The 16,521-nt window shown below is 63.0% G+C and carries 12 protein-coding genes; 4 read left to right on the forward strand and 8 right to left on the reverse strand.

Features of this window, described 5'->3' with window-relative positions; genetic code table 11:
• Positions 1-19 precede the first annotated feature (19 nt).
• The 7 genes from ACOSV0_RS01165 to ACOSV0_RS01195 form a co-directional block, all read right to left on the reverse strand.
• Positions 20-265: a hypothetical protein gene (locus ACOSV0_RS01165; protein WP_434108188.1), complete on the reverse strand. Its 246-nt coding sequence runs from the start codon at positions 263-265 to the stop codon at positions 20-22.
• A 61-nt stretch (positions 266-326) separates the two neighbouring features.
• A complete protein-coding gene (locus ACOSV0_RS01170; RefSeq protein ID WP_434108189.1) occupies positions 327-557 on the reverse strand; it encodes a hypothetical protein in 231 nt (76 codons plus the stop codon).
• A 160-nt stretch (positions 558-717) separates the two neighbouring features.
• Entirely contained in the window at positions 718-1,626 is a 909-nt protein-coding gene (locus ACOSV0_RS01175) for a carbohydrate kinase family protein (RefSeq protein ID WP_434108190.1), read from the reverse strand.
• Positions 1,627-1,631: 5 nt separating this feature from the next.
• On the reverse strand, positions 1,632-2,906 hold the full coding sequence (locus tag ACOSV0_RS01180) for an AGE family epimerase/isomerase (RefSeq protein WP_434108192.1): 1,275 nt from the start codon (positions 2,904-2,906) through the stop codon (positions 1,632-1,634).
• Entirely contained in the window at positions 2,903-3,889 is a 987-nt protein-coding gene (locus ACOSV0_RS01185; protein WP_434108193.1) for a LacI family DNA-binding transcriptional regulator, read from the reverse strand. The genes ACOSV0_RS01180 and ACOSV0_RS01185 overlap by 4 nt, the downstream gene beginning before the upstream one ends.
• A 217-nt stretch (positions 3,890-4,106) precedes the next feature.
• A complete protein-coding gene (locus tag ACOSV0_RS01190) occupies positions 4,107-5,960 on the reverse strand; it encodes an EAL domain-containing protein (protein WP_434108194.1) in 1,854 nt (617 codons plus the stop codon).
• A gap of 277 nt (positions 5,961-6,237) precedes the next feature.
• A complete protein-coding gene (locus ACOSV0_RS01195) occupies positions 6,238-7,266 on the reverse strand; it encodes a bile acid:sodium symporter family protein (protein WP_434108195.1) in 1,029 nt (342 codons plus the stop codon).
• Positions 7,267-7,834: 568 nt separating this feature from the next.
• Here ACOSV0_RS01195 and ACOSV0_RS01200 point away from each other — a divergent pair.
• The 4 genes from ACOSV0_RS01200 to ACOSV0_RS01215 all read left to right on the forward strand — a co-directional run bounded on the left by ACOSV0_RS01200 (position 7,835) and on the right by ACOSV0_RS01215 (position 15,078).
• Entirely contained in the window at positions 7,835-8,395 is a 561-nt protein-coding gene (locus ACOSV0_RS01200) for a hypothetical protein (RefSeq protein WP_434110363.1), read from the forward strand.
• Between the two features lie 562 nt (positions 8,396-8,957).
• A complete protein-coding gene (locus ACOSV0_RS01205) occupies positions 8,958-10,046 on the forward strand; it encodes a porin (RefSeq protein WP_434108197.1) in 1,089 nt (362 codons plus the stop codon).
• 202 nt (positions 10,047-10,248) lie between these two features.
• Positions 10,249-11,193: a LysR family transcriptional regulator gene (locus ACOSV0_RS01210; RefSeq protein WP_434108198.1), complete on the forward strand. Its 945-nt coding sequence runs from the start codon at positions 10,249-10,251 to the stop codon at positions 11,191-11,193.
• 255 nt (positions 11,194-11,448) lie between these two features.
• Positions 11,449-15,078, forward strand: a complete 3,630-nt coding sequence (locus tag ACOSV0_RS01215) for a methylmalonyl-CoA mutase family protein (protein WP_434108199.1) — start codon at positions 11,449-11,451, stop codon at positions 15,076-15,078.
• Between the two features lie 188 nt (positions 15,079-15,266).
• Here ACOSV0_RS01215 and ACOSV0_RS01220 read toward each other — a convergent pair whose 3' ends face one another.
• Entirely contained in the window at positions 15,267-16,226 is a 960-nt protein-coding gene (locus ACOSV0_RS01220) for an NAD(P)H-dependent flavin oxidoreductase (protein ID WP_434108200.1), read from the reverse strand.
• Between the last annotated feature and the right edge of the window lie 295 nt (positions 16,227-16,521).

Genomic DNA, 16,521 nt, shown 5'->3' on the forward strand with positions numbered 1-16,521 from the left:
CCGGTGCGCTGCGGTGAGGTTACGGAAAGGCCCGCGGCTTCGGAATGCCGGCACCGTGTTCGATGTCGTCGACGGCTTGCAGGTGCGCTGCGCCGATTGCTTCGGCTTCGTCCGCGTAGCCGTTGTCGCCGCCAATGGTGGTCCACGATTTGACGGCTTTCTCGCGATGCCGGATTTCGTATTCCGCGTCCCAGCGCGCGCCGTTGAGTTCGAGAGGGCGGACGTGAATCGAGTACACGCCGTAGAGGAAGAGCTGTTCAGCCATGATCGCCTCCAGCCGGTTGATTCAGGAATGGCGCAGTGCGATGGATGCGGCGCCGGGTTGCCTAAAGTTCGATTTCCCCGAGGATGCGGTGCGCGAGGGCCTTGGCTTCCTCGAGCGCTTCTTCCGGTGTGGACGAGGTGGTGTCGACTTCGTAGACCGTGGTTTCCTGGTCAGCGCTTGCTTCGCCTTCGTCGCGGGAAAGGGTAACGATGCCCTGCCACGTGTCGCTTCGTACTTCTCTTATCGAGGCGGCGGCCGTGTAGATGCCCTTGGTGTAGGTGATGTCATCCATGGCGACGCTCCTTCTTCCAAAGGATTGGGTTTTTTCATCCTAGCACGATGATCGAGATTCGGTTTTCCGCCCGCGCGGCACTCGATGCCGACCGCCGATGCTGGCAACCGGCGTCGACAACCAGCGTCGACAACAATACGCGCCGCACAAGGCAAAAAAACTACAGCAGCGCGACAACCTCATCCAGCGAAGGCGCATGCGCACCGGCGTGGCGGCAAGCTGCCGCGCCGGCGGCCAGCGAAAAGGCGAGATGCTCCGGCCACGCTCGCTGCGGCGCGGTCATCAGGCTGAACAGCAGACCGCCAATCGAAGCATCTCCGGCACCCACGGTATCGACAACCTCGACCCGCGGCGGCCGGGCCTCCACGATCATGGCGCCGTCGATCAACATGGACGTGTCCGGCCCGCGCGTCACCAGCACGGTGGCGGCATGATTCATGGCCCGCAACTGTGTCAGTGCGGCGGCCTCGTCGTCCGTCTTGAACAACATCCGCAAATCTTCATCCGACACCTTGATCAGATCTGCCAGCGCGGCCATTTTTCGCAACGTGGGTTCGTATCCGTGCTCCATCAGGTTCCGGTAATTCGGATCGAAACTGATCTTCACGCCGCGCGAGCGCAACTCCGCGGCCAACGCTGCAAGCGTGTCGCCAAGCGGTTGACGTACCAGGCTGATGCAGCCGAAATGCGCCCACTTCACCTGACCCATCCAGCCCGCCGGCAAGCGCGCCGGATCGAACGCCAGATCGGCGCCGTTTTCACCCATGAAAAAGTAGGCAGGCGGATGCGTTTGATGAACGATTGCCAGCAAGGGTGGGCGCTCCACGCGCTGCATGAAGCGCATGTCGAGACCCGCGGCGACGCTCGCGCTCCACAGTTCATCGGAGAAATTGTCGACGCCCAGCGATCCGGCGCATGCCGTCGGCAAGCCGAGCTGCGCGACGCAGCGCGCGACGTTCCAGCCGGCGCCGCCAGGGCGCGAGAGCCATTGCGAGGTGCCGGTCCGAACGAGGTCGGTGAGGATGTCGCCGGCTGAGACAAAGAAAGGGAATTCGTTGTTCGCGCTCATTTTGCTTACTCCGCGGATTCGGACACAGCGGCCGCGCCGTCAGGCAGCGCGTGCGCCAGCACTTCGTAGCACGCGCCCATCGTGTGATAGTCGGTCTTGCCGGCGGGACTTTTTTCGTCGCTGTACTTACGGTTGTCGCACGTGAGGATGCGGTACCACGCGCCGTACTTGTGATCGACGAAATGCGCCCAGCTGTAGCGCCAGATCTCGTCGTACCAATCCCAGAAGCGTTCGTTGCCGGTGCGCTTGCCGAGCAGCGCCGCGGTGGCGAACGTCTCCGCCTGGACCCAGAAATATTTGTCGTGGTCGCACACGGTGCCGTCCGGGCCGAAGCCGTAATAGAGGCCGCCGTGGTCTTCGTCCCAGGCATGGGTCATCGCGGCGTCGAATAGTTCGATGGCGCGCGGCAGCAGCCACGGCAACGGACGATAACGCTCGAGAATCAGCAGCAGCTTGGCCCACTCGGTCTGGTGCCCGGGCTGGAAGCCCCAGGGCCGGAAGATGTTCGAGCTGTCTTCCTCGTTGTAATGCCAGTCCACCGACCAGTCCGCGTGAAAGTGTTCCCACACGAGTCCCTGCGAGAGCTTCGCCTGGCGCAGCGTGATGTTCGACGCCACCCGTTCCGCGCGATCGAGATAGACCAGGTGCCCGGTCGCCTCGTGGGCCGTCAGCAGCGCTTCGGTGGTGTGCATGTTCGCGTTCTGGCCGCGGTACGAGCTGACGCGCCAGTCAGGCGTCGCTTCGTCGGCGTAGAGGCCGGCGGCGGCGTCCCAGAAGCGGTGTTCCATCAACTCGAAGGTCGCGCCGATCATCGGCCTGGCTTCCTCGATGCCGGCCATCGCCGCATGCGAATACGCGAGCAGCACGAAGGCGAGGCCGTAACAGTGGCGCGTCGCGTCGAGCGTGCGTTTCTTGCCGTCGTGCCATTCGAGCTCCCAGTCGTAGCCTTCGTGTTCGGCGTCCCAATGCGCTTCGCGCAGGAAGCGCAAACCGTGGCGCGCGTACTCGAGATGCTGCGGGTCGCCAAACTGGCGATACGCCATCGCGTAGTTGAAGACGTAGCGGCACGTGCTGACGAGATGCCGTGTGGTCTTGTCGTAGACCGAGCCGTCGTCGCGGAAGAAATGGAAGAAGCCGCCGCTCGGATCGAGCACGTTCGGCGCGTAAAACTTCAGCGTGTCCTGCACATGCGAGCGCAGGAAGTCGCTGCTGCGGAAGCTCTCGACGGGCGGCGCGGCGGCGACGCTGTTGGCGGGGTGAAGCAGATCGGATTGCGTCATGGCGTTTTGACCAAGGTACTGGCACGGGCAATGAGATGGACGGGCAAGCGGACTTCGAGTTCAGCGGGGGCGTCTTCAAGCAGCAATTCGACGCCGCGCCGGCCGAGCGCTTCCTTGTCGACCGAAATGGTCGACAGCGGCGGCGTGGCATGAGCGGCGGCGGGAATGTCGTCGAAGCCGATGATCGCGATGTCCTCGGGCACGCGGATGCCGCGTGCGAGACACGCGCGCAGCGCGGCGAGCGCGGCGGCGTCGTTATAGGCGAATACGGCGTCGGGCCGCGGGCCGGGTGCGTCGAGCAACTGGTGCATCGCGCGCTCGGCGCCGCTGGCGGGATCGAGGCCGGCGTCGATGGGGATTTCAAGCGACGGGTCGAACAGCAAGCCCGCTTCGAAAAACGCGCGCCGGTAACCGAGCGCGCGCTGAGCGATGCTGAAGTGCGCGAGCGACCCGCCGATGAAGGCGACGCGTTTGCGCCCCTGTTCGAACAGATGCCGCATGGCGAGCATGGCGCCCGCGGCGTTGTCGAGATTCACCGAGCGCAGGCCCGGCGCCCACAGGTCGATCAGCACGAGCGGGCGTTGCATCGCCACCAGCGTAGTCAGCGTTTCGGGTTCGACGAAACCGGCGATCGCCACGGCGTCCGGTGCGTGCAGGCGCATCTGCTGGATCACGTCTTCGGTCGGACCGGCGGTCAGCACGGAAGGGACGATGCCGCGTTCGCGGCACGCGTCTTCCACGCCGTGCAGGACGTGCGAAAAGAACGGGCTGACGGCGAAGTTGTTGTGCTGACGGTGCAGCAGAAAGGTGAGGCGGCGGATGCGCGGACGCAACTGGGCAGCGTCATAGCCGAGCTGCCGCGCCGCTTCGACGACGCGTTCGCGAGTGGCTTCGGAAAGGCCTGGTTGATTCTTCAATGCACGTGAGACGGTGCCGATCGACACGCTGGCCGCACGGGCGATGTCGCGGATGGTTGTGGCCATCGAATGAAGCGGCCGCAAGAGGGCGGCCGCACGGTGTTTGGATTCGGGCGATTGTATAGTAAAACGTTACTGAATCAGCCTCGAGAACACGCGATCAACCCCCGGAAATACCCGTAGATATTGACGGGAGTGTGTTTTATGTTGTTTAGTAAAATATTCTAAACAAGGCGTTGGCGTTGGCGTTGGCGTTGGCGTTGGCGTTGGCGCGGTTGCGTGCCTAGTCGAAGGGCATCGTCGCCACTTCCGCCTGCCCACGCAGCAGCGCCACGCTCTCATCCGCATCGATCAGCACGAAGCCGCTCGTCTCGTGTTTTGCGCGCCGCTTCGCCAGCGCCGCGACGGACGCAATTTCCTCGCTGCTATAAAGCGACGGGCCGCCATTCGATTCGACGCGCACACAGCCGATCGCCATCGTCACGAAGCCGAAGAAGGTCGGATTGCCGCGCCGGTCTTCACCGTGGATGCCGCCGGCCAGCCGGTCGGCGGGGGCGTAGAAGCGCTGTGCGCCTTCGTTGAACAGGTGGATCGCGCGCAGTACGCGGTCCTGCCAGTCGTCGCTCTGGAACAGGATCAGGAAATCGTCGCCGCCGACGTGACCCAGGAAATCGCGGGTCGGGTCGCAGACGTCGGCGAGCACGGCGGCGGCGAATTTCAGGACTTCATCGCCTTGCCAGTAGCCGTACTGATCGTTGAAAGGCTTGAAGTGGTTCAGATCGACGTAGCACGCGTAGAAGCCCGCGTCGTTGCCCAACAGGCGGGCGATGTGCGAGCTGATCGGGATGTTGCCCGGCAGGAAGGTCAGCGGGTTCGCGTAGCGCGCGGCTTCGATGCGCACTTCGGTCACCGCGCGCACCAGCTTCTCGCCGGTGCCGAGACCGGCGTATTTGCCGTCGTTGTCGGTGATGACAAAGCCGTCGGCGAGATAGCGCTGGTCGTCGCTCGCGAGCAGCTTGGCCATCTGCTCGACGGTCATCGATTGCTCGATGATCATCGGCGATGCGTTCGCGAACAGCAGGCACGGCCGCTTGCCGAATAGCTCGCGATGGTAAGGCAGCGCATAGCGGTCCATGAAGCTGCGGCGATTGATCAGCGCGACCGGTTCGTCGTGCTCGACCACCGCCACCGCGTGCAGATCCGGCAGGCGGTTGAACAGTTCGAGCACGTCGTTGTTGGTCGCATGGCGCGGCAGCGCCGGCGCGTGCACCATCATCTTCGCCGACGCCATGCCGCCCGACGGCGACGCGCTGCTCATCGTGCGCGTGTTCTCCGGGAACACGGCGATGTGACCGGCGCGCAGTGCATCGCGGGCGTCGTCGGTGACGCTGCTGGCCGGCTGGGCATGCGGCCGGCCGAAGAAAAACCCCTGCCCGCAGCCGATCCCCATGTCGCGCACCACGATCAGATCCGCTTCGTCTTCGATGCCTTCGGCCACCAGCCTTGCGCCGCTTGCGCTGGCGAAGTGCTGCATGGCGCGCACCGCTTCGAACTTGAGTGAATCGCTCGAGATGCCGTGAATAAAGAAGCGGTCGATCTTCACGACGTCCGGCTGCAGGCGCACCCAAAGATTCATGCTCGCGTTCGCGGTGCCGTAATCGTCGAGCGCGAATTGCGCGCCCGCCATGCGCAGCGACGAAATCACCGGCAGGAAGCTGCCGATATCCAGAATCGTGCTTTGCTCGGTCAGCTCGATCACGATTCGTCGCGGATCGACGCCGCGATGACGCAGTAGTGAGAGCGTGTCGTCAAGCGCTGCGGCCAACTGGCGGATCGCGCCCGCGCTGAAGTTGAGAAATAGCTTGCCGTCGAAATCGAGTCTTGCGAATGCGTCGATGCAGGTGCGCGCCGCGGCCTGCTCGAGTTCGAGCGCGCAGCCCTCGGCGAGCGCCTGCGCGAACAGGGCGAATGGCGCTTCAAGCGGTGTGCCGGCCGGCCCGCGGATCAACCCTTCGTAACCGAGAATCGCGCCGTCGTCGAAATCGATGATCGGCTGGAATACGGCGGACAAGTCACGCCGGGCGATCAACTCCTCGATACGCGGCGTAGCGGATCGGGAGGGCGAACGAGGTTGCATGGCAGTTGGGCGTAGCGAGCGACCTTCGACTTATCGGCCCTTCTTGCCTGGGATTAAGTGAATTTTTGATGAAGCGTTGCACCGAGATGGTGCGGTGCGGTCCTGGGCTTGCTGCAGGCAGGTTTTGCCACGTCCTGGACTTTGCCTATGCCGTCCGGCCGAGGCGACAGCGGCGGCGTTTGAGCGTGAAATAACAAAAAAGCCGCACGAGGCGGCTTTCTTCAAATGACGCTCAGGGAGGGCGCTTATGAATGTCCTGTTTGCATTGCGAGCGTATTCAACGGCGCGCGACAGCGGCGGAGGGCCGCTCGCGCGAGGCGGCGCGGGTCTCGCCACTGGTGTCGCGCGCCCCCCAGCGTTGGGCGAGCGCGGCGCACACCATCAGCTGGATCTGATGGAACAGCATCAGCGGCAAGACTACGGCGCCCACCGCGTGCGAGGCGAAAATCACCTTCGCCATCGGTACGCCGGCGGCGAGGCTTTTCTTCGAACCGCAGAAGATGATCGTGATCTGGTCGGCGCGGCTAAAACCAAGCCGTTTGCTAACGAAGATCGTCAAGGCCAGCGCGAGCGCGAGCAGCACAACGCAGATCAACAGCAGGCCGCCGAGCGCGGACAGCGGGATCTGGTGCCACAGGCCCTCGTTGACAGCCTCGCTGAACGCGCCGTACACCACCAGCAGGATCGAGCCCTGGTCGACGAACTTCAGCACGCCGCGATTGCGCTCGATCCACTTGCCGATCAACGGGCGCAACAACTGCCCGGCAACGAACGGCACCAGCAACTGCAGAACGATGTTGCCCACCGTATGCCATGGCGAGCCGCCACCGCTCGCAGCCTGATTGGTGACGACGAGGCTGACGAGCGCGGGGGTGATGAAGATACCCAGCAGGCTCGAAGCCGACGCGCTGCACACCGCGGCCGGCACGTTGCCTTTAGCAATGGACGTGAACGCGATAGACGATTGAACCGTCGACGGCAGCGTGCAGAGGAAGAGGATCCCCGCATAGAGCGCCGGCGTGACAAGTGGCGAAAGGAGCGGCTTAAGCGCGAGGCCGAGCAGCGGAAACAGCGCGAACGTGCTGAGCAGCACTACCAGATGCAGACGCCAGTGCGTCGCGCCCGCCACAATCGCTTCGCGTGAGAGCTTGGCGCCGTGCAGGAAAAACAGCAGGCCGACCGCAACGTTTGTCACCCAGTTGAACCCGACGGCGGCTTGCCCGTGGACCGGCAGGAGGCTGGCAAGGATCACGGTGCTCACGAGGCACAGGGTGAAATTGTCGGGAAGCAGTTTCGGGCGAGCCATGGAGGAATCTCGATTCGGTGACGCGGAAAGCAGGGCGCGTGCGAATGCGCCCGCCCCAGGCTATGAGAAACGACTATTGTTATTGAAAACCGATTGAATATGCAAATTCATTTGCCGAATCGATTAATGAGCTTCACGCATCAAATTGCTGCATCAGCCGCCTTCAACCCGCCCTCAACCGACGCTCACGGCCAATTCCAGTATTGGCGAGCGGCTCTGTTTGGTCCACTGCCGTTTTGACAATCCGGCGAAAAATCCAGGCGAAATTCGTCGCATACAAGCACGTTGAGCGGGGCCCGATATAGCCGTGCAACCAAGCTGTTTCAAGGCTTTCGCGCAAGTGCCTTGTCGCGGAAAAACGTCGCAGTAACAAGGTGTTACAACAGCAGTCGAGGCCTAACACTTTTTGGCTCGACACCCTTTGCCGGCACCCATAAATTACTGCTCAAAGGCCATCGGGATGCCCCGCGCCGCGACAGATACGCAGCGCTCGCGCCGGTCCCAGAACAAGTCCATCGCAGCTCGAACGGTGGGCTTCAGGCAGGTCTTCGGGCATGTGAGTCACTTGGTGGACGGGTTGTCGAGAACGAAGCACTGGGCGTTGGGCGCGGTTATCGCCGCGCTGTGTTCGTTCGCCTACGCAAAAGTGCCGGGCATGCCGCACGGTGGCGGCGGTGGCAGCGGTGGTGGTTACTCGCCGCATGTCGCTGTGAGTCACGCAATGCGCGGTGATGCGCGTAACGGCGGCTATTACTATGGCGCCGCCAACGTAAGGCCGGCTCGCAGCAACCTGGTCGGCAGCAACGCGCGCTTGCCGCGTGGCGGTGCGAACTTCGCTGCCGGCAACTACGCCAACGGCTTTGGTGGTTACAACCCCGGCATGCATCGTGTTACCGGGCCGGCCGGATATCCTAACGACGGCCGCGGCGGCATGCAGTACGCCGGCGCTATCACCCCTGTCAGCGCCGAATCGCGCACGGTGCCGCGTCCGCCGCCCAACGCGCCGGTTCGTGCCGGTTCGATTCGCGCCGATGTCGCCCGCTACAACGAAGAGCGCGGCTCTTCCCGTGCCATGCAGCGCCAGACAGACGATCCGCGTCAGCAGGAAGGTTTGCCGTACCGTAACTAACGGCAGCGCGGGAGTCTTGCTCTCGCTTCAATGCGGTCTGACACCGCTCCTCGCCGTACCGCTCGCTGTTCCGAATTCCCCTCCCACGCTTCGCAGAATCCGCTTCTCCGGTTCTTAAACCGGTTTGCCGCGGCATTGCGCGTCGTTGCCGTCCAAAAAGCCCCTGTCAATGTGACGTTTCGACACCACACTTTTTTGAAAACATTCGGCAGCAAACCCTCTCCCGTCGTCAAATTTGATCGTTTTCGCCGCGGCGCGTCATCCGCATGTCATCTGAAGCGTTATCACCCGGTCGGGCGCCATATCAGTAACGCTTTGCGCCGGACCGCAAGGTCCGCGGCGATGCAGTGACGACGCATGAGGCCAGTGCTTTATCAGGCCGATAAGTGACAAAACTAATCAGACCGCTATACCCGCAATAACCCACGATATTTTTGTCCATAAAAATGGTCCGCAAAGATGGTCCCGCCCAGATTGGCTCGATGATCGAACGGACAACAACAATTCGCGCGAGCTCCCCCTTTCGCACAGCCTTACCTTTTTGACAAAGACAGGAGAACCCATGAAAACAAGCATCAGCAGTGCGCTGAAGACCACCCTCAAGGTAACCGCGTGTGCCGCCCTGCTGGCCAGTGCATCGTCTGCTTTTGCGCAATCGAGCGTACAACTCTACGGTCAGGTCGACGAATGGGTTGGCGCGCAGAAATTCCCGGGCGGCAAGTCGGCGGCTGAGGTGTCCGGCGGCGGTATGTCGACGTCGTACTGGGGCTTGAAGGGAGCTGAGGATCTGGGCAACGGCTACAAGGCGATCTTCACGATTGAAGGCTTCTTCCTCGCACAGAACGGCCAGTACGGTCGTTTCACGGGCGACACGATGTTCTCGCGTAACGCGTACGTCGGTATCGAATCGCCGTACGGCACGGTGACGGCAGGCCGTCTGACCACGCCGCTGTTCGTGTCGACGATTCTGTTCAACCCGTTCATCGACTCGTACCAGTTTTCGCCGATGGTTTGGCATACGTATCTCGGCCTCGGCACGTTCCCGACCTACTCGACCGATATGGGCGTGACCGGCGACTCGGGCTGGAGCAACGCGGTGTCGTACGCATCGCCGAACTTCAACGGCCTGTCCGCGACGGCGATGTACGCGCTCGGCAACACGGCGGGCGAGAACGGTTCGAAGAAGTGGAGCGGCCAGGTGCTGTATTTCCACGGTCCGTTTGCGGCGACCGCGGTGTATCAGTACGTGAACTTCAACAGCGTGCCGGGCGACCTCGGCAGCTTCGATACGTCGGGCGTTCCGGGCCTGAAGAGCCAGAGCGTGGCGCAAGCCGGTGTCACGTACGACCTGAAATTCGTGAAGCTCTATGGCCAGTACATGTACACGTATAACCAGCAGACCACCACGAGCTGGCACGTGAATACAGGGCAGGGCGGCGTGACGGTCCCGGCCGGCCCGGGCACGGTGATGGCGTCGTACGCTTATTCGCGCGACGGCGGCGGCCTCAACCAGACCCGTCAGACGGCTTCGATCGGCTATGACTACCCGCTGTCCAAGCGCACGGATGTCTACGCGGCTTATATGTACGACAAGATCAGCAGCCAGTCGAGCGGCGACACGTACGGCGTAGGCTTGCGCGCGAAGTTCTAAGCGTCTGGGTCACGGCGGGCGGCGCCTGAAAGCAGGTGCCGCGTGAAGCCGACTCTGCCGAAACCGGCAACTTCTGCAAAGCCCACTTTCTTCGGAAGGTGGGCTTTGTCGCTTCTGGCGCTCGCTTCTCCCCGATTTGCCGACCAGTTTTTGATAAACCCGGCAGAATGACGTCGATTGATTCCTGAAGCGAGCGATTGAGATGGATACCCTCGTCAGCATGAAAGTGTTCCGTCACGTGGTCGAAGTCGGCAGCTTCGTCGGCGCGGCTGAGCGGATGGAGATGTCGGCCGCGATGGCGAGCAAGCACGTGATGCACCTCGAACAGCAGCTCGGCGCGCGTTTGCTGAACCGCACCACGCGGCGCGTCGCGCCGACCGAGGCGGGCCGCGAATACTACGAGCGCTTAAGCCAGGTGCTCGCCGAACTCGAAGAAGCCGAGCAGGTAGTCGGCGCCGCGAGCGTCGTGCCGCAAGGGCGCTTGCGGGTGTCGTCGCTGTCGGCATTCGGCCTGAGCCACGTGATGGCCGCGGTGGCCGACTACGCCGCGCAGTATCCGCAGGTCACCGTCGACATGACTCTGTCGGACCGCGTCGTAGAACTGATCGACGAAGGTTTCGACGTCGCGATCCGCGCATCGCCGAGCGGGCTGAAATCGTCTTCGCTGATCGCGCGGCAGATTGCGACCGCCCACCTGGTGCTGTGCGCGTCGCCGGCCTATCTGCGCCGGCATGGCACGCCGAAGACCATTGCCGATCTGGCGCGCCACAACTATCTGCAGTACGCGGGGGTGTCCGCGCTCGAAATCGTGTCGGCGTCGGCGACCGCCGATGCCGCGCCGCGCGTGCGTCTGTCCGGCAATCTGATCGTCAACCACCTGGAGGCGCAGCGTGTGATCGTGCTGCAAGGCGCGGGTATCGCGATGCTCGGTACGGAGGTGATCGGCGACGATCTGGCCGCCGGGCGTCTTGTGCCGCTGCTGGTGGACGACGTGCCGCCGCGCGAGTTGCCGATTCATGTGGTCTACGCGAGCCGGCGGCATCTGTCGGCCAAGGTGCGCTCGTTTGTCGACTTCCTGGCCGAGCGGTTCGCGAACGAATCGCTCTGGCCTTCGCTCGAGCAGATCAAGGCGCTGGCGGTGCGATAGGTGAGTTGAGAGGCGCGGCCGGTCGCGGCGGCAAGCGGTGCGGCGGGCTCGGTCACCCAGCGGTGTAAGTGGCGCGGCGGGCTTGGTCACCCAGCGGTGTAAGTGGTGAGGTCGATCCCCGGTCGTCAAACGCAGCAAGCGGCGCGCTCCGGGCCACCGATGCGCCGAGCTGCACAGCCCGGCTGGTCAAAGCGCTCTCACCCGTTTAGCTATACTGGTTGCCAGCACCCATACGCGTAACGATCTGGGGGAGACATGACCGATCTGTCCACGCCGCAGCGCGCTGGCGGCCACAAGCTGCCAGCGGGCCGGCGCCTGCGCTTTGTCACCGCTGCCGCCTTGTTCGACGGCCACGACGCGTCGATCAACATCATGCGGCGCATTCTGCAAGCGAGCGGCGTAGAGGTGATTCACCTCGGCCATAACCGCTCGGTCGATGAAGTCGCCACCGCCGCACTGCAAGAAGACGCCGATGGCGTCGCCGTGTCGAGCTATCAGGGCGGGCACAACGAATACTTCCGTTATCTCGTCGATCTGCTGCGTGCGCGCGGCGGCGAGCGCATCAAGGTGTTCGGCGGCGGCGGCGGTGTGATCGTCCCGGAAGAAATTGCCGAGCTCGAGCGTTATGGCGTCGAGAAGATCTATTCGCCGCACGACGGTCAGCGACTCGGCCTGCAAGGCATGATCGACGACATGATTGCGCGCTGCGCCGAAGTGGCGCGTGCCGCTGTCGCCGTACGGGAGAGTCCGGTTGACGCGTGGGTGGCCGATTTGTCGGCGAATGGGTTGCCGCGTTTTGAGCCGCGCGCGGAGTCGCATGTTGAGCAAGGTGTCGAGGGTCAGGATAGCGGACGCGATCTTTCCGGTAAGGTGAGGCGGGCGGCCAGTGTCCTGCACGTCAATCAGACCGCTAGTATCACCAGTACCGCTGAGACCGCTGAGACCGCCGACCCCGCCGACCCCGCCGACCCCGCCACTTTCGCATTCCGCCGCCTCGCGCAACTGATCAGCGCGTACGAAGCGGGCGGCGTCAAACCGGCCGAGCAGAAAATACTATCGACCCTCGCTGAAGCGACCGAGGTTCCCGTCCTCGGCGTCACCGGCACCGGCGGCGCGGGCAAATCCTCACTCACCGACGAGCTGATCCGCCGCTTTCGCCTCGACTATGGCGACGCCCTCACCATCGCCGTGCTGGCTATCGACCCATCGCGCCGCAAATCCGGCGGCGCGCTGCTCGGCGACCGCATCCGCATGAACGCAATTGGCAATTGGGGCGGCGGCGCGCGCGTCTACATGCGCTCGATGGCGACACGCGACGCATCGAGTGAAATCACCGACTCGTTGTCCGACGTGCTCACGTTGTGCAAGGCCGCGGGCTTCGATCTGATCATTGTCGAGACGTCCGGGATCGGCCAGGGCGATGCGGCGATCGTGCCGTTCGTCGACGAATCGCTGTATGTGATGACGCCCGAATTCGGTGCCGCGAGCCAGTTGGAAAAGATCGACATGCTCGACTTCGCCAGCTTCGTCGCGATCAACAAGTTCGACCGTAAAGGTGCACCGGACGCGTTGCGCGATGTGGCCAAGCAGGTGCAGCGCAATCGCGGCGACTTCGCGAAGGCGCCCGATGCGATGCCGGTGTTTGGCACGATCGCCTCGCGCTTTAACGACGACGGTGTGACCTCGCTTTATCAGCACGTTGCGGAGGCGCTGCGCGCACACGGTCTGCGTGCAGGCGGGGGCCGCCTGCCGAGGCTCGACGATCTGCGCTTTTCGAGCGGCCGAAACGCTATCGTGCCGCCGGCGCGTGTGCGATATCTGGCGGATGTTGCGCAGACCGTTCACGCGTATCGCGAGCGTGCCGACGCGCAGGCACGTGTCGCACGTGAGCGCTGGCAACTCACGGAAACGCAACGGATGCTCGGCGAAGCGGATGCGAGTGCAGGCACAAAAGCAAGTACGAAAGCAGGCACAAAAGCAGGCGACAGAGATGCCGATTCGGTTGCAAAGGCAGCAGGCCGAAATACTGCAAGCGCATCCGCAGCACCCGATACAGACTCAGCGAAATACGCACCCACCCAACTCGACACCCTCATCGCCCAACGCAGCGCCGCCCTCGGCGAGCGCGAACGCAAACTGCTCGAAGCCTGGCCGCAAACCGTGGCCGCGTATTCCGGCGACGAACACATCGTCCGCATTCGCGACCGCGAAATCCGCACCGCGCTCACCGTCACGACACTATCCGGCTCCGAAGTCCGCAAAGTCGCACTGCCGAAGTTCGTCGACCACGGCGAAATCCTGCGCTGGCTGATGCTCGACAATCTTCCCGGCTACTTTCCGTTCACTGCCGGCGTGTTCCCATTCCGCCGCGAAAACGAAGACCCGACCCGGATGTTTGCCGGCGAAGGCGATCCGTCCCGTACCAATCGCCGCTTCAAATTGCTCTCCGAAGGCATGCCGGCCAAACGTCTTTCGACGGCGTTCGACTCGGTCACGCTTTACGGCGAAGAGCCGCACGAGCGGCCAGACATTTACGGCAAAGTGGGCAATTCGGGCGTCTCCGTCGCAACGCTCGACGACATGAAAACGCTCTACGACGGCTTCGATCTGTGCGCGCCGGAGACGTCGGTATCGATGACGATCAACGGCCCGGCGCCGACGATTCTCGCGATGTTCTTCAACGTCGCGATCGATCAGCAGATTGCGCGCATGGCGCAGCAGCGAGGCCGTCCGCTCACGGAAGACGAACTCGCCGCCGCCCGCCGCACCGCGCTGGAAAACGTGCGCGGCACGGTGCAAGCCGACATCCTGAAGGAAGACCAAGGTCAGAACACGTGCATCTTTTCGACCGAGTTCAGCCTGAAAGTCATGGGTGATATTCAGGCGTACTTTGTCGATTACGGTGTACGCAATTTCTATTCGGTGTCGATCTCCGGCTACCACATCGCCGAGGCCGGCGCGAATCCGATCTCGCAACTGGCCTACACGCTCGCGAACGGCTTCACGTATGTCGAGGCCTATCTTGCACGCGGCATGTCGATCGACGATTTCGCGCCGAACCTGTCGTTCTTCTTTTCGAATGGCATGGATCCGGAGTACACGGTGCTCGGCCGTGTTGCGCGACGCATCTGGGCGATTGCCATGCGCGAACGCTACGGCGCGAACGAGCGCAGCCAGAAGCTCAAGTACCACGTGCAAACCTCGGGCCGCAGCCTGCACGCGCAGGAGATCGATTTCAACGATATCCGCACCACGCTGCAGGCGCTGATCGCGATCTACGACAACTGCAATTCGCTGCACACCAATGCATTCGACGAAGCGATCACCACGCCTACCGAAGATTCGGTGCGCCGTGCGGTGGCGATCCAGTTGATCATCAACCGCGAATGGGGTTTGGCGAAGAATCAGAATCCGAATCAGGGCAGCTTTGTGATCGAGGAGCTGACCGATCTGGTGGAAGAAGCGGTGCTGGCGGAATTCGATCGGCTGACCGAGCGCGGCGGCGTGCTCGGCGCGATGGAAACCGGCTATCAGCGCGGACGCATTCAGGACGAATCGATGCTGTACGAGCATCGCAAGCACGATGGCTCGTATCCGATCGTCGGCGTGAACACGTTTTTGAGCACGCATCCGCACGAAGCGCCGCAGCCAATCGCACTGGCCCGTTCAACCGACGAAGAAAAGCAGAGCCAGTTGAAGCGTTTGCGTGATTTTCAAGCTCGGCATCGTGACGACGCGCCCGCGGCGCTCGAACGCCTGAAACGCGCAGTAATCGACGATGACAATGTATTCGCGGTGCTGATGGACGTCGTGCGGGTCTGCTCGCTTGGGCAAATCACGCACGCATTGTTTGAAGTGGGCGGACAGTACCGCCGCAATATGTGAGGTTTAAGCGCGGAGCCGGAATGCGGAGCCTGCATGTGGAACCGGCATGTGAGACCGGCATGTGAGGCCGGCATGTGAGGCAGGCACCGTAGGCCTCGCACAACGCCCACGTGTGAGTGCCGGACGCGCTGCGGCTCCAGCATCGAGCCGCAGCAAAGCGCCCTGACCAGGCGCTTATCGCGCGACACTTACCGCGCGATACCCAGCCGCGCTTTCGCGTCGTTATATTCCCTCGACAGACGCTCGACCAGTTCGCTGACGCTCGGCACGTCGTCCATCAAGCCGACGCCCTGGCCTGCGCCCCAGATGTCTTTCCACGCCTTCGCCTTGTCGCTGCCGAAGTTCATCGCGGTCTTGTCCGATTCCGGCAGCGCGTCGGGGTCCAGCCCCGCGTTCAGAATACTTTCGCGGATGTAGTTGCCGTGCACGCCGGTGAACAGGTTCGTGTAGATGATGTCCGACGCCGTGGAGTTGACGATCGCCTGCTTGTAGCTGTCGACCGCGTGCGCTTCTTTGGTCGCGATGAAACGCGTGCCCATGTAGGCGAGGTCCGCGCCCATGGCCTGCGCGGCGAGAATCGAACCGCCGTTGGCAATCGAGCCGGACAGCACGATCGGGCCGTCGAACATGCGTCGCACTTCGCCGACCAGCGCGAACGGCGAGGTCGTGCCCGCATGGCCGCCGGCACCCGACGCCACCAGGATCAGCCCGTCGACGCCCGCTTCCAGCGCCTTCTGCGCATGGCGCAGATTGATCACGTCGTGCAGCACGATGCCGCCGTAGCTGTGCACCGCGTCGACAATCTCACGGGCCGGTGCGCGCAGGCTCGTGATGAAAATCGGCACCTTGTGTTCGACGCACACCCGCACGTCGTGCTCGAGCCGTACATTCGACTGATGAACGATCTGGTTGACGGCGATCGGCCCGATGATCGCGTCGGGGTTCGCCGCCTTGTGTTCGGCGAGCTGTGCCTGAATCTGCGTGAGCCATTCGTCGAGCAGTTCGGCCGGGCGAGCATTCAACGCGGGGAACGAGCCGACGATGCCGGCCTTACATTGAGCCAACACGAGTTCGGGATAGCTGACGATGAACATCGGCGAAGCGACGACAGGCAGCGCGAGTTTTTGCAGGACGGCGGGCAATGCCATGATGCGAGTCTCCTTAAGCGGACCGGTGCGGTGTAGTGCGCCCGGCGATTATGAGTTTAGCGGCACATGGCCTGGGGTGCGTCGAAGCTGACTGGCGTCGTGCCGCCGCCGCGATCCCACCATGCAACTGCCAAGGTCGCCGGAAATTTAAGAACGGTCGTTCGATTATAGGCGAAGCGGCCACATCATGTCCGTTTAGAACAGTTGGAAGGAGTGTTCAGGTTCTACGCTTGCGTGGGCTACCCCACCCCGCATCGACACATTGCGCTCCTACAATGCTCTGACTCCCAAACGA

Origin of the sequence: Paraburkholderia caffeinilytica (genome assembly GCF_051027425.1) — a bacterium.
Lineage (GTDB): Bacteria > Pseudomonadota > Gammaproteobacteria > Burkholderiales > Burkholderiaceae > Paraburkholderia > Paraburkholderia caffeinilytica_A.